This window comes from Dietzia sp. UCD-THP (assembly GCF_000349585.1).
GTDB classification, from domain to species: domain Bacteria; phylum Actinomycetota; class Actinomycetes; order Mycobacteriales; family Mycobacteriaceae; genus Dietzia; species Dietzia natronolimnaea_A.
This window is the reverse complement of the sequence record NZ_KB714652.1, coordinates 92,860-111,053: the sequence shown is the minus strand read 5'-3', so window position 1 is coordinate 111,053 and position 18,194 is coordinate 92,860. Positions and strand designations below refer to the sequence as shown.

General features: G+C 69.8%; 18 protein-coding genes. 9 read left to right on the top strand and 9 right to left on the bottom strand.

Going from position 1 to position 18,194, the window contains the following annotated elements; translation table 11 throughout:
* Positions 1 to 101 precede the first annotated feature (101 nt).
* Positions 102 to 1,001 (top strand): oxidoreductase, encoded by a 900-nt coding sequence (locus H483_RS31790; protein WP_031264971.1) that lies wholly within the window; start codon positions 102 to 104, stop codon positions 999 to 1,001.
* A 55-nt stretch (positions 1,002 to 1,056) separates the two neighbouring features.
* Here the strand turns inward: H483_RS31790 and dapA are convergent, their stop codons facing one another.
* A complete protein-coding gene (dapA, locus tag H483_RS31785; RefSeq protein WP_017837374.1) occupies positions 1,057 to 1,944 on the bottom strand; it encodes a 4-hydroxy-tetrahydrodipicolinate synthase in 888 nt (295 codons plus the stop codon).
* A gap of 145 nt (positions 1,945 to 2,089) precedes the next feature.
* Between dapA and H483_RS31780 the strand changes: the two genes are divergently transcribed.
* Positions 2,090 to 2,389, top strand: coding sequence for a hypothetical protein (locus tag H483_RS31780; protein ID WP_017837373.1), 300 nt, complete (start codon positions 2,090 to 2,092; stop codon positions 2,387 to 2,389).
* Positions 2,390 to 2,415: 26 nt separating this feature from the next.
* On the opposite strand, the gene H483_RS40385 is transcribed toward H483_RS31780, so the two are convergent.
* The gene (locus H483_RS40385; protein WP_017837372.1) at positions 2,416 to 2,541 is read right to left on the bottom strand and encodes a hypothetical protein; all 126 of its coding nucleotides are present in this window, start codon (positions 2,539 to 2,541) and stop codon (positions 2,416 to 2,418) included.
* A 178-nt stretch (positions 2,542 to 2,719) separates the two neighbouring features.
* Between H483_RS40385 and H483_RS31775 the strand changes: the two genes are divergently transcribed.
* Complete coding sequence (locus H483_RS31775; RefSeq protein ID WP_031264970.1) at positions 2,720 to 3,517, top strand: pirin family protein; 798 nt, start codon at positions 2,720 to 2,722, stop codon at positions 3,515 to 3,517.
* Between the two features lie 38 nt (positions 3,518 to 3,555).
* On the opposite strand, the gene H483_RS31770 is transcribed toward H483_RS31775, so the two are convergent.
* The 4 genes from H483_RS31770 to H483_RS31755 form a co-directional block, all read right to left on the bottom strand.
* Positions 3,556 to 5,274, bottom strand: coding sequence for a BCCT family transporter (locus tag H483_RS31770; RefSeq protein ID WP_017837370.1), 1,719 nt, complete (start codon positions 5,272 to 5,274; stop codon positions 3,556 to 3,558).
* 58 nt (positions 5,275 to 5,332) lie between these two features.
* Complete coding sequence (locus H483_RS31765) at positions 5,333 to 5,893, bottom strand: CAP domain-containing protein (protein ID WP_238556314.1); 561 nt, start codon at positions 5,891 to 5,893, stop codon at positions 5,333 to 5,335.
* 113 nt (positions 5,894 to 6,006) lie between these two features.
* On the bottom strand, positions 6,007 to 6,939 hold the full coding sequence (locus H483_RS31760; protein ID WP_017837368.1) for a diacylglycerol kinase: 933 nt from the start codon (positions 6,937 to 6,939) through the stop codon (positions 6,007 to 6,009).
* Positions 6,936 to 8,537 carry an FAD-binding oxidoreductase gene (locus tag H483_RS31755; protein WP_042329917.1) on the bottom strand — a complete coding sequence of 534 codons (1,602 nt, stop codon included), beginning with the start codon at positions 8,535 to 8,537 and terminating at the stop codon, positions 6,936 to 6,938. The genes H483_RS31760 and H483_RS31755 overlap by 4 nt, the downstream gene beginning before the upstream one ends.
* Positions 8,538 to 8,636: 99 nt before the next feature.
* Here H483_RS31755 and H483_RS31750 point away from each other — a divergent pair, with 99 nt between their 5' ends.
* Both H483_RS31750 and H483_RS31745 read left to right on the top strand, forming a co-directional pair.
* A complete protein-coding gene (locus H483_RS31750) occupies positions 8,637 to 9,293 on the top strand; it encodes a TetR/AcrR family transcriptional regulator (protein WP_017837366.1) in 657 nt (218 codons plus the stop codon).
* On the top strand, positions 9,290 to 10,957 hold the full coding sequence (locus H483_RS31745; RefSeq protein ID WP_017837365.1) for a glycerol-3-phosphate dehydrogenase/oxidase: 1,668 nt from the start codon (positions 9,290 to 9,292) through the stop codon (positions 10,955 to 10,957). Before H483_RS31750 ends, H483_RS31745 begins: the two co-directional genes overlap by 4 nt.
* 14 nt (positions 10,958 to 10,971) lie before the next feature.
* Here the strand turns inward: H483_RS31745 and H483_RS31740 are convergent, their stop codons facing one another.
* Together H483_RS31740 and aspA are read right to left on the bottom strand one after the other, a co-directional pair.
* Positions 10,972 to 11,748 carry an acetoacetate decarboxylase family protein gene (locus tag H483_RS31740; protein ID WP_017837364.1) on the bottom strand — a complete coding sequence of 259 codons (777 nt, stop codon included), beginning with the start codon at positions 11,746 to 11,748 and terminating at the stop codon, positions 10,972 to 10,974.
* Positions 11,749 to 11,866: 118 nt separating this feature from the next.
* Positions 11,867 to 13,327 (bottom strand): aspartate ammonia-lyase, encoded by a 1,461-nt coding sequence (gene aspA, locus H483_RS31735; RefSeq protein WP_017837363.1) that lies wholly within the window; start codon positions 13,325 to 13,327, stop codon positions 11,867 to 11,869.
* A 117-nt stretch (positions 13,328 to 13,444) separates the two neighbouring features.
* On the opposite strand from aspA, the gene H483_RS31730 reads away from it, so the two are divergent.
* Positions 13,445 to 14,230 (top strand): phosphatase PAP2 family protein, encoded by a 786-nt coding sequence (locus H483_RS31730; protein WP_017837362.1) that lies wholly within the window; start codon positions 13,445 to 13,447, stop codon positions 14,228 to 14,230.
* On the top strand, positions 14,230 to 14,856 hold the full coding sequence (locus H483_RS31725; RefSeq protein WP_017837361.1) for a hypothetical protein: 627 nt from the start codon (positions 14,230 to 14,232) through the stop codon (positions 14,854 to 14,856). The genes H483_RS31730 and H483_RS31725 overlap by 1 nt, the downstream gene beginning before the upstream one ends.
* A 7-nt stretch (positions 14,857 to 14,863) precedes the next feature.
* On the opposite strand, the gene htpG is transcribed toward H483_RS31725, so the two are convergent.
* A complete protein-coding gene (gene htpG, locus H483_RS31720) occupies positions 14,864 to 16,909 on the bottom strand; it encodes a molecular chaperone HtpG (protein ID WP_017837360.1) in 2,046 nt (681 codons plus the stop codon).
* A 108-nt stretch (positions 16,910 to 17,017) separates the two neighbouring features.
* Between htpG and H483_RS31715 the strand changes: the two genes are divergently transcribed.
* The gene (locus H483_RS31715; RefSeq protein ID WP_017837359.1) at positions 17,018 to 17,650 is read left to right on the top strand and encodes a maleylpyruvate isomerase N-terminal domain-containing protein; all 633 of its coding nucleotides are present in this window, start codon (positions 17,018 to 17,020) and stop codon (positions 17,648 to 17,650) included.
* A gap of 90 nt (positions 17,651 to 17,740) precedes the next feature.
* On the top strand, positions 17,741 to 18,163 hold the full coding sequence (locus H483_RS31710; protein ID WP_238556313.1) for a VOC family protein: 423 nt from the start codon (positions 17,741 to 17,743) through the stop codon (positions 18,161 to 18,163).
* Positions 18,164 to 18,194: the final 31 nt, after the last annotated feature.

Here is an 18,194-nt window from a genome sequence, read left to right as displayed (position 1 = left end):
CGCCTCACGCGAGTGTGTCACAAGAACATCGCGGCGTCTCCCCCCGCGTTACCACACGGGTGCCGGACCACGGCGCAGGCGCGACTGGTTGACTGTCACACATGAGCCGCACGCCCCGTTGGTCCGCCTCCGACATCCCCGACCAGACAGGACGTACGGTCGTCGTGACCGGGGCCAACGCGGGGATCGGACTGGCCACCACGCAGGCCCTCGTCGCGCGTGGCGCGAGAGTGGTCATGGCGTGCCGGGACCTCGGGAAGGCCGAGGCCGCCCGGGCCTCGCTACCGGCCGGGGATCGGGACAGGGCGCAGGTCCGTCAGCTGGACCTGGCCGACCTCGACTCGGTGGACGAATTCATCGCTGGAACCGCGGGCCGGGTGGATGTCCTGATCAACAATGCCGGCGTCATGAACCTCCCGCACTCACGGACCGCCCAGGGCCATGAGATGCAGTTCGGCGTGAACGCACTCGGTCACCATGCACTCACCCAGGGTCTGCTGCCGCAGGTCGACGATCGCGTGGTCTGGCTCGGGTCACTCGCGCACCTGCGGGGGCGTGTCGATCCCGACGACCTGAGCATGGACCTGCGCGGGTACCGACCCATGGCGGCCTACGCCAACTCGAAGCTGGCCTGCATCATGCTCGCCTACGAGTGGCAGCGGCGGCTCGGCCGGGAGGGCAGTGCGGTCCGGTCGATGGCCGCGCATCCCGGGTACACCGCCACCGAGCTCCTCCGGCAGAGCGGTCGCCCGGCCGCCGACCGGTTCTTCGAGTTGGGCAACTCGATCTCGTGGGCCGGCCTGACCCCGGAGATGGGAGCGCTGTCCGTGCTCTACGCCGCGACCGTGCCGGACCTGCCGGGCGCGACGTTCGTGGGCCCCGATCGCCTCGGTGGACTGAGGGGCCATCCCGCCGTCGCCCGATCGAGCCACCGGTCCCACGACAGGCGCGTCGCCGCAGCGCTCTGGGAGCGGTGCTCGGAGATGGCAGCGTTCCGGTAGCCCGTTCCGCGGTGGGGAAAGGGCTCCGCGGTGGGGACAGGGCCCCGCGGTGGGGTCAGGCGAACCCGGACGCGGCCAGTCCCTCGCGGAGACGGTCGAGGTGCTCAGGCGGGCCCTGGAGCAGGGGCATGCGGAGTCGATCGGAGTCGATCAGGCCCTGCATCTTGAGAGCGGCCTTGATCTGGATGGCCCCCTGCGAGGTGTGCATGATCGCGTCGACGGCCGGGATCAGGCGGGTGTGGATCTCGCGGGCCCGGGGCAGGTCGCCGGCGTCCACGGCGTCGATCATGGCCCGGTAGTCGTCTCCGGCCACATGCCCGACCACTGACACGACCCCGGTGGCCCCCAGCGCGAGGAACGCGAGGTTGAGCACGTCGTCTCCGGAGAACCACAGCAGGTCGGTCTCGGCCATGAGCCGGCTGGCCTCGAACAGATCGCCCTTGGCGTCCTTGACCGCACGCAACTCCGGGATCTCCGCCAACCGCCGGATCGTGTCCGTGGCCAGCGCGGTACCGGTCCGCCCCGGGATGTCGTAGGCCATCACCGGGCGGCCGGCGGCATCGGCGATCATGCGGAAATGCTCGACGATCCCGTGCTGCGTGGGCTTGTTGTAGTACGGCGTGACCACCAGGAGGGTGTCGGCGCCCCGCTTCACCATCTCGGTGGCCGCGCGGATCGAGTGCTCCGTGTCGTTGGTGCCGCACCCGGCCATCACCGCCACGCGGTCCCCCACCGCCTCGACGACGGCGGCGACCGCGTCGTAGTCCTCCTCGTCGGTGGTGGTGGCGGACTCGCCGGTCGTGCCGTTGACCAGCAGCCCGTCGTGACCGTGATCAGCCAGATGGACCGCGAGTCGCTGGAGGCCGTCGAAGTCGATCGAGCCGTCATCGTGCATGGGGGTCACCATCGCGGTGATGACCCGACCGAAGGGATTGTCCGACATGGGCACCAGGATAGGCGTTCCCGGATGATCGTTGGTCCGGTGCCGTCCCCGCCGCGGACGACCGGAGGCACGCGGGGCTCCTCACGGTTAGGGTCGTCACCACCCCGCACACACCACCCCGCACGCACCACCACAGGAGGACCGCATGAGTTCGGAGAAATCCCCCGGGACCCCGGAGGACCTGGGCAACACGATCGACGGCACACGGGTCGGCGACGGCAGCGTGCCGGATCCGGCGACCGCGCAGGACGCCTCCGGCATCGACCCGGATGCGCCGGGCAGCGGTGGGCACAGTGACGGACATGGTGACGGGCAGAGCGTCGGCCAGGACGGGACCGTGACTACCGGCTCGCGCGGCCTGGAGGAGCAGAAGCGGATCTACCAGACCCCGGAACAACCCGACCGCGCCCTGGGCGGAAGTGAGGGGACCGCCGACGGGATGTAGGCCCACGGCGGTTCCTACGGCGAGGGTCAGCGCACCTTGTCCGGGTTGGTGTCGAGGAAGCGACCCAGAGTGTTGTCGACGACGAGGTGTGCCACCTCGTTGGTCGTGGCGACCCCCACGCGCAGCGTGGCGACCAGAGCGTTCTGCAGCATCGAAACCTCCCAGCGAAAGATGTGACTGCGGTCACTGCCGAATGTCACCGTACGCCCGGGCGCGGAAGACCGTAGCCGTATCAGCGAAAAATGTTGGACGACCGTTCTGTTCGCCCGGCCCGGCCCGGGCGAGATCCACGATACTATTGTTGTTGTATCAGCTAAGGGTGGGGGTGCCGTGTCCGGTCCAGGGGTCAGAATCCATCGCTCGTCAACGCGTTCCCACACCGGCGGGGGATGGCTGGACTCGCGCCACTCGTTCTCCTTCGCCCGCCACCAGGACCCGATGAACACCCACTTCGGGCGGCTTCTGGTGAACAACGACGACCGGATCGCGCCGGGCAGCGGGTTCGACACCCACGGCCATCGCGACATGGAGATCATCACCTGGGTCCTGTCCGGCTCTCTCGTCCATCAGGACTCCGAGGGCCACAGCGGGATCATCTACCCCGGGCTCGCGCAGCGGATGAGCGCGGGATCGGGAATTCTGCACTCCGAGCGCAATGACGGCTGGCGCGACGGATCGATCCAGCACTCCGATCCGCCCACCGAGCCGGTCCACCTGGTCCAGATGTGGGTCGTCCCCGACTCCACGGGCGGGGACCCGGGCTACGACCAGCGCGAGATCGAACACGGCGAGCTAGAGAACCGCTTCGCCGTCGTCGCCGGAGGCCTCCGCGCCCACGCCGACCGGGCCGCCATCCGCATCCGGAACGACACCTCCGCGCTACTCGCGGCGCGCCTGCAGCCGGGCAGGTCGGTACAGCTCCCCGACGCGCCCTACCTCCACCTCTACGTACCCGTCGGCTCGGTCGACCTGGAGGGCTGCGGAGAGCTGTCGACCGGCGACGCCGCCCGGCTCACCGCCACGGGCGGCCGACGGGTCACCGCCGGCACGGACTGTACAGACGGTGCCGAGATCCTCGTGTGGGAGATGCACGCGGGGATGACGATGCTCGACGTCAGAGGGCACTGACAGTCACTCCCAGCCACAGACAGCAACAGACAGCTACCTCAGTCGGGGTCGGTGGACTGCGCGAGCGGGTTCGGCGCGCCGTCGTCCTCCTCACCGTTCGGGATCCGGTGCAGCGGGCCGATCGGTTCCGGCGAGGGAGTGGTCTCGTTCTTCTCGAACTCCTCGGGCGAGTACGCGCGGTCCCACTGCCTGGTCACCGTGGGCGTACGTTCGCCCAGATCGGCGGAGATCCCCTTGACCAGGCTGTACATCATCACGAAGCCCATGACGAAGAAGGGCAGACCGATGACGGTGATGACCTCCTGGAGAGCGGTGAGTCCGCCCGTCCCGGTTCCGGCGAGCAGCGTCGCGGCGACAGCACCCATGAGGACGCCCCAGATCACACGCTGGTGAATGGGCGACGGCGAGACCGTGTCGTCCTCGCCCGAGGCCATCATGTCCACGACCATCGCGGCGGAGTCGACCGACGTGGTGAAGAAGATGACGACGATCAGCACCGCAATCCCGGAGACGAGTGTCGCCAGCGGGTAGTTCGACAGGAACGCGAACAGCGCACCCGGGATGTCACCGTCGTCGACCACCGCTTCCACCAGTCCGCCGGGCCCGTTCAGTTCGATGTCGAACGAGGCCATGCCGAACACGCCGAACCACACGATGGAGAAGGCCACCGGGAGGACGAGTACACCGAAGACGAACTCGCGGATGGTCCGGCCGCGGCTGATGCGGGCGATGAAGATGCCGACGAACGGCGACCACGTGATGGTCCACGCCCAGTAGAAGACGGTCCAGGTGTTCTGCCACGTCGCCAGGTCACCGTCGGCCGGGAATACGTTGTTCCAGAACGCCAGTTCGGGCAGGGTCGAGGCATACACACCGAAGGTCTCCACCGTCCCCTTGAGCAGGAACAGGGTGGGACCGGCGATCACGATGAAGGCGAGCAACGCGACGGCCATGGCGATGTTGAAGGTGGACAGCCGCTTGATCCCCTTGTCCAACCCGGCCGCGACCGAGATACACGCGATCGTGGTGACGACACCGATGACGAGCACCTGCACCAGCGGCGACACGGTGATCCCGAAGAGCTCGTTGAGTCCGGCGTTGATCTGGAGGGTGCCGAGGCCGACGGAGGTCGCCACACCGAACACCGTGCCGACCAGCGCCACCACGTCGATGGCCTTGCCGATCGGTCCGTAGACGCGGTTGCCGAGGATGGGCGCGAAAATGGAACTGACGCGCGGGGGCATCTTGCGCTTGTAGATGAAGTAGGCGAAGGCCAGGGCGGGCAGCGCGAAGATCGTCCAGGTGTGCAGCCCGAAGTGGTAGAGGGTGAAGGCCATGGCCTCCTGGGCGGCCTCCCTGCTCCCCGGGTCCACCCCGCCGCGGGGCGGGGTCGCGAAGTGCGAGATCGGCTCGGCCACACCCCAGAACATGAGGATGGTGCCGATCCCGGCGGCGAACAGCATGCCGAACCAGGCCGCCGTGGAGTGCTCAGGCTCCTCGTCGTCGGCACCGAGCCGGACGTGGCCGAACCGGCTCAGCGCGATCCACAGCAGGAAGAGCAGGAAGATCGAGACCCCGGCGATGTAGAACCACCCGAGGTTGGTCATGATCCATCCCGAGGCGGCGCCGAACACCTCTCCCACCCAGTCCCCCGCCACGAACGTGACCACCACGAAGGCGACGATGACCGCCACCGTCGTGAGGAAGATCCCCGGGTCCGTCCTGAGTCTCAGTGCTCGCGTTATCCGTTCGGACATGGTCTCCCTCGTCTGTTCGGTGTGCTTGGCGGCGGACCCGCTCCCCGGAGCCCCGTGCTCAGTAGGCGAAGTTGTGCACCACGAACACTTTGCCGCCGGCGGAGTAGGCGATCCCCATTCCCGCCGAACGGTACCCCGGATCAATCAGGTTGTCGTTGTGGCCGGGTGAGTTCTTCCACAGGTCGACCAGACATACGGCCCCGCAGTGCGTCCCCGCGGCGACGATGTTCTCCCCGAAGCCCCGGCTCAGCAGGGCCTGGTTGTGGTAGACGGCGTCCTGGGCGGCCAGCCTGTCGGCCCAGGCCTGCGCCTCGCGGTCCAGATCGGAGTTGGGGGCGAGGGCCCGGAGGCCCTTCGACACCCGGTAGGAGTCGATCTCGCGGACGATGCCCTCGCGCAAGCCCCCTGAGACGTTCTGGTACATCATCTCCGTCGACCCGACCGCGGCCCACACCTCGGCGGGCACCGCGGCACGGGCCTGTGAGATCAGCCCGTCGACCACATGCTGCGGGATGAACGGCGGCAGGGCCTGGGCGGAGGCCGTGGAGACCCCACCACTCATCAGAGTGGCGGAGGTGACGGCGATTGTCGCGAGTGACGCGGTGAGCCTGGAGCGCATGGAGGTGATCATGCCGTTCCGGCGCGCCTGAAGCGAGTCGATTGACGGATGAGGTAGCGCCCGAGCGTAACAGCCGCGACCTGCGTAAATCAGTGTTACTGATGGTACTAAAGTTAACCTGGTACCAGGAACAGGCCGGCCCCCGGCAGGACCTCGACGGTCACCGGAAGTGGTGCCACGGCGTCACCGTCGGCGAACGCCTCCACCTCCGGAGCATCGATGCGCACCGTCCTGCACCGCCTCGTGGTGACCCCACGGAGGCCCACGTGGGTGCCGGAGTAGATCCTGCGGAAGTGCCACGCCAGCCGCGGTTTGGAGATCCTGCCGACGTAGCACACATCGAACAGACCGTCGGACCGATCGGCGTCGGGGGCGATCCTCATGTCTCCGCCGTAGGTCCGGGTGATGGCGAAGGCGCTGAGCAGGACCTCCGTCTCGACGGTCTCCTCCCCTGGCTCGCCGGCGTCGAAGGTCATGCGGAACGGACGGGGCCGGTAGGTCGGGAACTCGATGGCCGAGGCCAGGACGTATCGAAGGGGTCCCCGGAGAATCGACATCTCGTTGACGCGACGGTTGACCGCCGAGTCGAGCCCCGCGCACAGGACGGACGCGAAGAGGCGGGGCTCGCCACCGTCCGGGGTGGCCTGGCCCAGGTCCACCTGTTCCGCGCGACCGGCGACGACGACATCGGCGGCGTCCTCGGGACTGGTCAGCGGGATTCCGTACTCACGGGCGAGGTCGTTCCCCGTGCCTGCCGGGATGATGCCGATCGGGACACCCGAGAACGCCTGCGCCTGCACGGCCAGCGAGACCATCCCGTCCCCTCCGCACACGACGAGGGCGTCCACCCCGTCGGCGACGGCCTGTCGGGCGAGGTCGAGGGACTCCTGCGCGTGAGCCCCCCTCAGGGAGTCGACCTCGAGCCCATACGAGCGCAGCCTCGCTGCCGCCCTCTCCGCGATCCGCTCGCCGCGCCCCCCACCGGCGGCGGGGTTGACCAGCATCGCGACCGTCCGGATGCGGCGGTCGGACGGTGTCGCGCTCACGGGACCAGTGTCCCCGGGTTGCACACGCCCCGCGGGTCAACGGCGTCTTTGACCGCTCGCAGCATGCGCACCCCCACCTCGCCGATCTCGGCCGCGAGGTAGGGCTTGTGGTCCACTCCGACAGCGTGGTGGTGGGTGATCGTCCCGCCTGCACGCACGATGGCCTCGGACGCCGCCCGCTTGGCGTCCGTCCACTGGGCGATGGGGTCCTCGCCACGCTGGCCCGCCACCACGGTGAAGTAGAGCGAGGCCCCCGTGGGGTAGACGTGACTGATATGGCACATGACCAGCGCGCGGGTGCCGCTGGACTCGAGCGAGGCGCTCAGGGCCCCGGCGACGGCCTCCCGCAACGCGGGCAAGTTGGACCAGTCGGTGGCGGTCTCCAGGGTCTCGACCAGAGCGCCGTTATCGATCAACGAGTCTCGCAGCACGGGCGCACCGAAGCGGCCGTGCTCCCACGCCTCGGCCGGTCCGGCACCCAGCGACACGCCCCCGTGGGCGAGCAGCAGCGCCCGCGTCTCGGCGTGGCGGGACCCGGTGTGGTCGGCCGTGCCCTCGAAGAGTGTGAGGCACAGGCATCCGGCGGCCTGCCCCTCCCCGTCGTCCGGCCCCTGGCCGATCGCCTCGGTGGCGGTGGCCAGGTTCACGGCCGTCTCCGACTCGTCGGACAACCGGATGACGGTCGGCCCCGTGCCCTGTTGCTCGACAGCGCGCAGTGCCGCCGCGCCGGTGGCGAAGTCCGGGAAGCGGAACGCCTCGTGTCGGACCGTCTCCGGCACCGGGTGGACCCGCAACCGCACCCGGGTGCACACACCGAACGCGCCCTCGGACCCCAGCAGCCACTGCCGGAGGTCCGGCCCGGCGGCCGAGGCGGGAGCGCGGCCCGCCTCGATCACGCCGACCGGCGTCACCACGGTCACCCCGCGGACCATCTCGTCGAAGCGCCCGTAGCCGGCCGAGGCCTGCCCGGACGACCGGGTCATGGCGTACCCGCCGAGGGTCGCGTAGGGGAAGGACTGCGGGAAGTGGCCGAGCGAGAACCCGTGGTCGGCCAACAACGCCTCCGCCCGGGGGCCCGACAGGCCCGCCCCCAGGACCGCATCCCCCGACTCGGGATCGATCGACTCCAGGGCGTCGAAGTGCGCGAGGTCCGCCGAGATCACGGCCCGGTGGTCGCCGGCGTCCGGATTCAGGCCCCCCACCACGGAGGTGCCGCCGCCGAAGGGGACGATCGCGACCCCCTCGCGTCCGCACCACTCAAGGAGGGCCGACACCTCGTCGTCGTCGCGGGGTGCGACCACCGCGTCAGGGCAGTCCACCTGCGGCCTCAGCCGCCAGGACAGCAGGTCCGGTGTCGACTTCCCCCTGGCCCGCGGCAGTCGCTGCGCGTCGTCCGCGGAGACGTTGCCCTCCCCCACGATGTCGGCGAGAGCCATCAGGTCGGATTCGGTGAGGCGGGACGGGGAGGCCGTCACCGCGCCGGGATCGAAGCGTAGGCCGCTCTCGGCGGTCACCCCGAGCACGTCGCGCAGCAGGCCACGGACGCCCTCGCCCAGGTCCCTGGCCTCCGCCTCGGTGCCCCACCGGGACAGAGCCATGGGGGGCAGCGGGAGGTTGTCAGCGGAGTTCATGTCGCTCATACTGGAACAGTAAACCTCAATCTGTTCCGTTTTCGACTATTCCCCTCAGGAGGTCCGGTGACCTCGACCGCCCCGGCACCGTCGGCCGCCCGCACCGTCGGCACCCGCGACCGCGCGCTCACGGCCGCCCGCACCTCGATCCTCGAGATCGGCGCCACGCGGACGACGATGGTCGCGGTGGCCCGCCGCTCCGGAGTCGGACGGACCACCCTCTACCGCCACTGGCCGGACGCCACCGCCCTCTTCGCCGACCTGCTCACCCGCGAGCTCACCGAGGTCATGGAGGGCATGGAGGGCATGGAAGGCATGGCGGTCACCGAGTTCACGGCGCGGGTCGACCCCGCGCTACCCGGATCCGCGCCCCGCGACGCGGACGACCTGGTCCGGTTGCTGTGCACCTTCGCCGACGAGGTGCGGACGAACCCGCTGCTGGACGCGTTCCGCAGGCACGAGTCCGCGATGCTCTCCGAGTACGTCTTCCACAGGCTCGGCACCTCACAGCGCCACCTCATCGAGGTGCTCCGAGCCCTGCTCTCTCAGGTGATCACGAGCGATCCCAGACTCGCGGGACGCGACGCGGACCGGACCGCCGCCATGCTCTTCCTCGCCGTCCAGGGCCTGGTCCTGTCGGCACCGCTCGCCGATCCCCCGCTCGACCCGGACGGCTGGCGCACCGAACTGCACCTGCTCATCAGGGGGTACCTCGGCCTATGACCGCTCACGCCGCACCGGGCGGCTCGGCTCGCGCCGAGTCGCCGCACACCACCGCCCTGTCCGCCGCGCGGCGGGCGCGCGAGCTCGCTGAACTGCGCGAGCGCGACACCCCCGTGGATCTGGTGGTGATCGGCGGGGGCATCACCGGTGCCGGGATCGCGCTCGACGCCGCCTCCCGCGGGCTCGAGACCGTCCTCGTCGAGGCACACGATCTGGCGTTCGGCACCAGCCGGTGGTCCTCCAAGCTCGCCCACGGAGGGCTGCGCTACCTCGCCACCGGCAACGTCGGAATCGCCCACCGCTCGGCCGTCGAGCGCGGGATCCTGCTCGAGCGCACGGCCCCCCATCTCGTGCGCCCCCTGGCACAGGTCGTCCCCGTGTACCGGGACACCCCGCCGCTGGGGGCGGTCCTCCCCGGACTGGGGTTCGCCGCCGGCACGTTACTGTCCCGCCTCGCCGGCACGCGGGCCGACAGGCTGCCCGGCGCGCGCGTCCTGCGCGCGGGGTCGGTCGCGCGGTACGTCCCGGGGGTGAGGCGCCACGGGCTGGCGTTCGGACACCTCAACTGGGACTGCCAACTGGTCGACGACGCACGGCTGGTCACCGCGGTGGCTCGGACCGCGGCCGGGCACGGAGCCCGGGTACTCACACGGGTGCGCGTCCTGGAGGCGACCGGAACGCAGGTCACCGTCCGCGACGAGCTCGGCCGGAACCCCGGGGAGGAGGAGGGAGACGACGAGTTCACCATCTCCGCGCGAGCCGTTGTGAGTGCCACCGGCGTCTGGGCCGGCGAGACCACACCGGGCGTGCGCGTGCGACCCTCGCGCGGCACCCACCTCGTGATCAGGTCGGCCGCGCTGGGCGATCCCGCGGGCGCCCTCACCGTGCCCGTGCCTGGCGAGACCAACCGCTTCTGCTTTGCCATCCCCGCCGAGTTCGATCGGCTCCACGTGGGCCTGACCGACGTGGACGCCCCCGGGCCGATCCCCGACGTGCCGACGCCCGACCGACACGAGATCGATTTCCTTCTCGACGTGATCAACCGGGCCCTCGAGACCGAACTGACCCGGGACGATGTAATCGGGACGTTCGCGGGACTGCGCCCGCTGGTCGACTCGGGTGACGGCGACACCGCGGACCTCTCGCGCGAACACGCGCTGGTCACCGCGGACAACGGTCTCATCACCATCACCGGCGGCAAGCTCACCGAGTACCGACTCATGGCCGAGCAGGCGGTCGACCTGGTCGTACGGAAGACCGGCGTCGCCGCGGCACCGTGCCGCACCGCCGACCTGCCGTTGGTCGGGGCCCCCGGCCACCACGAGCGCGTGCGACCGAGCGCCCCGGCGAGTGCGCTCCCCGCCACCCCCTCGGACGGGCGACCCGCTCCTCCGGCCGATCGGGGCCGCCTACCGGCGTCGCTGGTGGCGCGTTTCGGGCAGGAGTCCGCCACCGTGGTGACCGAGAGTCTGCTGGACCGGCCCCTGGAGCGCGTCGCGGACGGGCTCGACGTCACCCGCGCGGAGTTCTCCTATGCGGTCACGCACGAGGGCGCACTGACGGTCGATGACATCCTCGACCGACGCAGCCGTGTCGGGCTGGTGCCCGCAGACCGCGCGGCCGCCGAACCCGTCGCGCGGGAGGCACTCGACGCCGCGCGGTGATCTGCGGACCGGCGTCAGGACAGCGTGCGGGGTGCCTGGAACTCGGCCTCGAACCGCTCGAAGGAGAACGCCCCGATCGCCCGAGCCCGATCGAGTCCCAGCTCGCGGATCGCCCCGGCGAGCCGGGCGATGTCTGGGTCTCCGTCCTCGGCCCCGGCGGTGATAGACACGCGCGCACCCCCCAGCGGACGGAACCGGCCGCCTGCGACCTTCGCGCCAGCGCTGACCAGGACCGGCTTGCCGTCGAGGACCTGGATGCAGTTCATCCCGAGGGAGTGACGACCGGGCACCGGCACTCCCATGCGGGTGTCGAGCCTGAGGTCGATCCCCCCCGTCCCGGAGGACCCGACAGCCCCCAGACGGGCGTCGTCGAGCGCGCCGCCGGCCGTGCCGACCATGTCGCCCTTCCACTTGGGGAAACCCCAGAGCTCATTGCCGGCCGCGAGGGTGAAGTCCTGGTCGACCGGCAGCTCGTGGATGTGCTGCCGCACCCCGACTCCCGGGACCTTGACCTGGAACGCCAACCCCACCTCGTGATAGCCGCCCAGGACATTGCCCGGGACATCGTGGTAGCGGACGTGGATCATCGTGACCGGCGTCCGGCCACCCGGCAGCGAGACCGGCTCGGCCCCGGCGGAGTCCAGGACGGCGGACTGGGGCCCGGCGGCGATCAGCCGCCGGGCCACTGTCGTCCGCGACAGGAATGCGGCGCCCGAAATCGAGGCGGAGACGACGGGGACCGGGAACGTGATCTGGCGACCCGCGACGACACGGGTGGTGGGAGAACTCATACCCCGACGTTAGCCGCTGCGGTAACAGGTTTCAGTGCATTTCGGGGCTAACGTCCCGGTCCGACCGGCACCGCAGAACCCCCGGCCACCCTCACCCGTGACCGGGGTGCCCGGTGTCTCAGGTGGGGTCCGACAGGTCCTCGGAGGGTACGGCCGCAAGTTGACCGCTGGACTTGCCCTTGTACCGGGGCCGCAACAGGTTCGACGGCGAGAGGATGTCATCGACCTCCTCCGCCGAGAGCAGACCCATCTCCAACACGACCTCGCGGACGCCGCGACCCGATCGCGCACATTCCCGCCCCACCAGGTCACCGTTGTGGTGCCCGATGACCGGGTTGAGATACGTGACGATCCCGATCGAGTCCATGACGTTGCGGCGCGCCACCTCCACGTTGGCGGTGATGCCCCGGACGCACTTCTCCGTGAGGGTCTCCATCGCGGACGTGAGCAACGAGATGGACTCGAACATCGCCTGGGCGATCACCGGCTCCATCACGTTGAGTTGCAGCTGGCCCGCCTCGGCCGCCATCGTCACCGTGACGTCGTTGCCAATCACCTTGAAGCAGACCTGGTTGACCACCTCCGGGATCACCGGGTTCACCTTGGCCGGCATGATCGAGGACCCCGCCTGGAGCTCCGGGAGGTTGATCTCGTTGAGACCCGCCCGCGGACCGGAGGACAGCAGGCGCAGATCGTTGCAGATCTTGGACACCTTCGACGCGGTCCGCTTGAGGGCCGCGTGGACGTTGACGTAATCGCCGGTGTCGCTTGTCGCCTCGATGAGATTCATCGCCCCGGTCACCGGCAGACCGGTCACGAGCCGCAGGTGCTCGATGACCGCACGCCGGTAGTCCGGTGGCGTGTTGACCCCGGTGCCGATGGCCGTGGCGCCCAGGTTCACGTCGAGCAGCATCCGGGCCGCGGCGCCGAGGACGTGGAGCTCCTCGTCGAGCGTCACCGCGAACCCGCCGAACTCCTGCCCCAATGACATCGGGACCGCGTCCTGCAACTGCGTGCGACCCATCTTGAGGACCTCGCGGAACTCCTCCGACTTGTCGTAGAAGGCCTCGCGCAACGCGACGATGGCAGGCTCGAGCCGCTCGAGGGAGTGCCACAGCGCGATCCGGAACCCGGTCGGGTACGCGTCGTTGGTGGACTGCGAACGGTTGACGTCGTCGTTGGGGCTGATCACGTCGTAGGCGCCCTTCGGCTGCCCGATCCGCTCCAGCGCGAGATTGGCCACCACCTCGTTGGTGTTCATGTTCACCGACGTCCCGGCCCCACCCTGGTAGACGCACGAGGGGAACTGGTCCATGCAGCGGCCGTCGACGAGTATCTCTTCGCAGGCACCGACGATGGCCTCGGCGACGTCCGGGTCCAGGACACCCATCTCCACGTTGGCCAGCGCCGCGGCCTTCTTGACCATGACCATCCCGCGGATGAAGTCCGGGATGTCGCTGATGGTCGTGGAGGCGATCGGGAAGTTCTCGACCGCCCTCACGGTGTGGATCCCGTAATAGGCGTCAGCCGGAACCTCCCTCTCGCCGAGGAGGTCTCGTTCCACACGGGTCTGGGTCATTCGTCCTCCGCTGGTCGGGTCGCCACGATCCACAGTATCCACGTCCCCCGGCCCGCGGGCGGTGTCACTGTTCGCGGGGATCCCCCGCCGCCGCACCACTGTGCCTAGGGTGTGGTCATGTCCCGCACGACGACCTCCCGTCGCACCCGGACCCTGACCGCGGCGAAAGACGTCCTGCGCCCATTGGCCCCCTCCGACGGGCTCCTGGGGAGCATCGTCGACAGGGGCCAGGAACCCCTGCCTCGAGGAACCTGGGTGGTCTTCGGGGTGGCCTTCGCGGGCTTCGCCGTGCCCGTCATCGGGTTCGTGGAACTGGCCGAGAGGATCAGGTCCGGCGCCAAACTTCCCTTCGACCGGCCCGTCATGCTGTGGCTGCGTCGGCGGCACACACCACGCACCACTCGGATCGTCAGGGCCGTCACCGAACTCGGCGGGGTCACCGCGGTCCCCGTCTTCGCCCTCACCGCCGCCGGCTACCTGGCGTACGTGCGGGGCAGTCGTCGCCCGGCCGCGCTGCTCACGGTGTCCCTGGTCGGGTCCACCATCATCAACTCGGTCCTCAAACTCCTGTACCGGCGCGACCGCCCCACCTTCTTCACCCACATCGTGCAGGAGAAGAGCTATTCGTTCCCCAGCGGACACGCGATGGCGAGCGCGGCCCTCGCCGGGTGCGCCTGCGTACTCGCCTGGCCCACCGGATGGCGGTACCCGGTGATCGCGGGATCTGCAGCGTACGTCCCCGCGGTCGGGGTGACCCGCATGTATCTCGGGGTCCATTTCCCCAGCGATGTCCTCGCCGGCTGGTGCGTCAGCCTGGCCTGGGTGGGCGAGGTGGCCACGATCATGTGGCTCGCCGACCGCCTCGACTACGTCCCGCGGCTGCTCTCGCGCCCGGAGGCGTGATGGACCCCCACCCGCGGGGTGACCGGAGGGCGGGCCCGGAGGTGATCCTGACCGAGGCCTTCGCTCCCTGGGTGGTGCTCACGGTCGGCTCGCTCCACCTCGGGCGCCGCGTGGGCTCGCCCGGCTGGGGCCTCGCGACCGCTTCGGGGCTGGGGCTGGTGCCACAGGCGGCCATCGCCTGGAGGGTCCGACGTAAGGCCTTGTCCGATCACCACGTCACCCGGCGGGAGGACCGCCCGCTCGTGATCGCCGGCATCGCCGGGTCGGTGGTGACACTGATGGTGGCCCAACGACGTCGCGAAGCACCGCCCGAGTTGAGGCGCATGACCCGGGCCGCCCTCGTGGCACTGGGCGTCGCGGGCGCCGCCACCACTCGGGTCAAGGTCTCCTTCCACATCGCGGTCCTGGCCGGCGTCATCGCGGTGCTGGCCCGGGAACTGTCGCACCGTTACTGGCGGCTGCTCACTCTGATTCCCCCCGTGGCCTGGGCCCGGGTCCGGATCGATCACCACACTCCGGTGGAGACCGCACTGGGCGGCGTGATCGGAGCTGTCTGCGGCTACTGGGGAGGCGGCCGGCGCCCCGCGGGATCCGACCCGGACACCCGCGGGGCGACGATCGACTGACCGTTCGTCAGATCCGGTCGACCAGCAGTCGGGCGAACGCAGCGGGGTCCGACAGCGTCCCGCCCTCGGCCAGGACCGCCGCACCCGAGAGCAGGCGCGCCGACTGGGCGAGCCCCGGGGCCGACGGGTCCTCGGCATGCTGCGTCCGCAACCGCTCGACCAGAGGGTGCGACGGGTTGAGTTCCAGGATCCTCTTGCTGGTCGGCAACTCCATGCCCGAGGCCCGGTACATGGCCTCGAGCTGCGGGGTCATGTCGAACTCGTCGCCGACCATGCACGCGGCGGACTCGGTCAGACGATGCGAGAGTCGCACCTGCTTGACCTCGTCGGCCAACTCCTCGCCCAGCCAGCCGAGCAACCCGGCGAACTCCGCGGAATCCGCCTCGCCCGTCGTGTCCTGGCCCTCGGCTCCGATACCGGACAGGTCCACATCACCCTTGGCCACGGAGCGCAGCCGCCTGCCGTCGACCTCGCCGACCGCGTCGACCCACACCTCGTCGACCGGGTCGGTGAGCACCAGCACCTCCACACCCCGTGCCCGGAACGCCTCCAGATGCGGGGAGTTCTCCACCGCCGCACGGGACGTGCCGGTGAGGTAGTAGATCTCCTCCTGCCCCTCGACCATCCGGGAGACGTACTCGGCGATCGTCGTGCCCGCCTCGTCCTCGCCCCCGGTGCCCTCGGTGCCCTCTGAACCCTCGGGAACCTTGGTGACCCCGTCGGACTCCTCCGGACGCGGACGAGTGGACGCGAACGTGCTCACGGCCAGCAGCTGCTCGCGGGCGTCGACATCGGAGATCAGGCCCTCCTTCAGAACCGCGCCGAAGTTCTTCCAGAACGAACGGAACTCCTCGGGACGCTCGGTCCTGAGCTGCTCGATGGTCTGCAGCACCCGCTTGACCAGTCGCTTGCGGATCGCGCGGACCTGACGGTCCTGTTGCAGGATCTCGCGCGAGACGTTGAGCGAGAGGTCCTGGGCGTCGACGATGCCCTTGACGAAGCGCAGGAAGGGAGGCACCAGCTCCTCGCAGTCGTCCATGATGAAGACTCTGCGGACGTAGAGCTGAACGCCGCGCTTGGCGTCCGGCGAGAACAGGTCGAACGGCACCTGGGTGGGCAGGAACAGCAGAGCCTGGTACTCGAACGTCCCCTCCGCCTTGAGGGTGATGGTCTCCAGCGGCTCGTCCCAGGCGTGGGAGACGTGACGGTAGAACTCCGCGTACTCCTCATCAGTCACCTCGGAGCGGGGCCGCGTCCACAGTGCCTTCTGCGAGTTGAGCGTCACGGTCTCGGTGAGCGCGCTCTCCGCGGCGGGGTCGTTCCCCTCGTCGTCATCCCCCGTCGGCTCCGGTGCCGGGCGCTGCACCTCCATGCGGATCGGCCAGGAGATGAAGTCAGAGTAGGTGCGCACGACCCGGCGCAGCGTGGACTCCGCGGCATAGTCCGGCAGCGCAGCGTCCCCGCCGGCGGGCTTGAGCCGGAGGACCACCGAGGTGCCCTGAGGGGCGTCGGGGGCCTCCTCGATCGTGTACGTCCCCTCGCCTCCCGACGTCCAGCGGGTACCGGTGGTCTCGCCGGCCTTGCGGGTGACCAACGTGACCTCGTCGGCGACCATGAACGTGGAGTAGAACCCGATACCGAACTGCCCGATGAGATCAGCGGTCACCTGCTCGCTGGCCTCGCCCGCCTCCTGCGCCGCGCGCGCCGCCGCGAGAGCCTCCCGCATCTGCCCGGTGCCCGATTTCGCAAGCGTGCCGATGAGGTCCACCACCTCGTCGCGGGACATCCCGATGCCGTTGTCGCGGATAGTCAGGATGCGGGCCTGCTCATCGGGGATCAGCTCGATGTGCAGGTCCGAGGTGTCGACCCCCAGCGAGGAGTCCTGGATCGCGGCCAGCCTCACCTTGTCCAGCGCGTCCGAGGAGTTGGAGATGACCTCTCGGAGGAAGGTGTCCGGGTTGGAGTAGATCGAGTGGATCATCAGATCCAGCAGCTGCCGGGTCTCGGCCTGGAACTCCCGGGTCTCTGCTGCACCGGAGGTCTGCGGGCTCATGGCGGGTATCGGTCCTTTCTCGTCACGACTGAAGGGCTGGCGCGATCTGGTCACACCGTCCCAGTCAACCTAGTGTGAGGGCCAGTCATTCCTGCAGATGAGGTACCCGTGACCCCGACCCCGTTGAGCCCGGAGGACCTCGCGGTCCTCGACCGCGCCACCACCTTGTTCGGCCGCGCGCTCGCGGCGGGTCTCGACGGCGACTGCGACGCGTGCCCGGGATGGAGCCGCCGCGACTGCGCCAACCACGTCCTGGGCGGCGGGCTGCGCTACGCCGCGTACTTCCCGCGGTTGCCGGAAGCGGAGATCGCGTGGACCCGCACCGCCGACCACGCCGGCGAGAAGCCGGTCCCCGCCCTGCACCGCACGTCCGCCGGCCTGCGAAAGGAATTCGCGCGGGCCCGGGACGCCGACGCGCTGGTCCCGCACCGACTGGCCGAGATCCCGGTTCGCGACCTCCTCGCATTGCGGGTGTTCGAACTGCTGGTCCACGCGCACGATCTCGAGCCGCGGACATGGGAGTCCGAGGAGGCGGAGGACCTGGCCGCCTGGACCCTCGACCACGCCCGGAGCGTGGTGGAGCTGATGCGGTCGTTCGGCGTGCTCGACGAAGCGGGCCCGGTCTCGCTCGGGGCGGATTCGCGTACCCGCCTGCTCGCACTGGCCGGCCGGCGACCCGCATCGGCCGGACCGAGCGGCGACGGCGCCGCCGCGACCGGAGACGACGACGGCGAGATTTAACGTGACCAGTGCCACGTGTAGGTCTAGCGTGGCGTGTACCGGGTCGCACCGGCACGCGGTCACCCGTGACGAGAGGCTCCGATCATGGCCATGACCTGCGTCCCCTACATCTCCTTCCCCGGCAACGCAGCCGAGGCGTTCCCCTACTACCAGGAACTCTTCGGGGGGACGCTCGAGGTGATGACCTACGACCAGTTCCCCTCCACAGAGGACTTCCCGTTCGACCCGCCCCACGGGTCGGTGGCGCACGCGACCCTCGAGGCCCCCGGGATCACGCTGACCGGTGGAGATGCGATGGGCGAGACCCTCCCGCAGCCGAGGAACGATGTCTATTCGTTCCTCCTGGGGTTCGACACCGAGGACGAGGCCCGTGCGTTCCTGAACAAGGTCACCGGTAGCGGGGGCGAGATGGCGATGCCGTTCGAGGTCGCCCCGTGGGGGGACCTCTACGGGCAGGTCCACGATCGATTCGGCATCCGGTGGGACGTGGTGGTCGAGGGCCAGGCAGGCTGACTTCCCGACTGAACGACCCGTGTCCGCGATG

What these genes read in the sequence shown, in the direction of transcription:
- H483_RS31765 (WP_238556314.1), bottom strand. Translation starts at nt 5,893, where the DNA reads ATGCGCTCCAGGCTCACCGCGTCACTCGCGACAATCGCCGTCACCTCC.
- H483_RS31730 (WP_017837362.1), top strand. Translation starts at nt 13,445, where the DNA reads ATGTCCCGCACGACGACCTCCCGTCGCACCCGGACCCTGACCGCGGCG.
- H483_RS31725 (WP_017837361.1), top strand. Translation starts at nt 14,230, where the DNA reads ATGGACCCCCACCCGCGGGGTGACCGGAGGGCGGGCCCGGAGGTGATC.
- dapA (WP_017837374.1), bottom strand. Translation starts at nt 1,944, where the DNA reads ATGTCGGACAATCCCTTCGGTCGGGTCATCACCGCGATGGTGACCCCC.
- H483_RS31790 (WP_031264971.1), top strand. Translation starts at nt 102, where the DNA reads ATGAGCCGCACGCCCCGTTGGTCCGCCTCCGACATCCCCGACCAGACA.
- H483_RS40385 (WP_017837372.1), bottom strand. Translation starts at nt 2,541, where the DNA reads ATGCTGCAGAACGCTCTGGTCGCCACGCTGCGCGTGGGGGTCGCCACG.
- H483_RS31755 (WP_042329917.1), bottom strand. Translation starts at nt 8,537, where the DNA reads ATGGCTCTGTCCCGGTGGGGCACCGAGGCGGAGGCCAGGGACCTGGGC.
- H483_RS31745 (WP_017837365.1), top strand. Translation starts at nt 9,290, where the DNA reads ATGACCGCTCACGCCGCACCGGGCGGCTCGGCTCGCGCCGAGTCGCCG.
- H483_RS31780 (WP_017837373.1), top strand. Translation starts at nt 2,090, where the DNA reads ATGAGTTCGGAGAAATCCCCCGGGACCCCGGAGGACCTGGGCAACACG.
- H483_RS31710 (WP_238556313.1), top strand. Translation starts at nt 17,741, where the DNA reads ATGACCTGCGTCCCCTACATCTCCTTCCCCGGCAACGCAGCCGAGGCG.
- htpG (WP_017837360.1), bottom strand. Translation starts at nt 16,909, where the DNA reads ATGAGCCCGCAGACCTCCGGTGCAGCAGAGACCCGGGAGTTCCAGGCC.
- H483_RS31740 (WP_017837364.1), bottom strand. Translation starts at nt 11,748, where the DNA reads ATGAGTTCTCCCACCACCCGTGTCGTCGCGGGTCGCCAGATCACGTTC.
- H483_RS31770 (WP_017837370.1), bottom strand. Translation starts at nt 5,274, where the DNA reads ATGTCCGAACGGATAACGCGAGCACTGAGACTCAGGACGGACCCGGGG.
- aspA (WP_017837363.1), bottom strand. Translation starts at nt 13,327, where the DNA reads ATGACCCAGACCCGTGTGGAACGAGACCTCCTCGGCGAGAGGGAGGTT.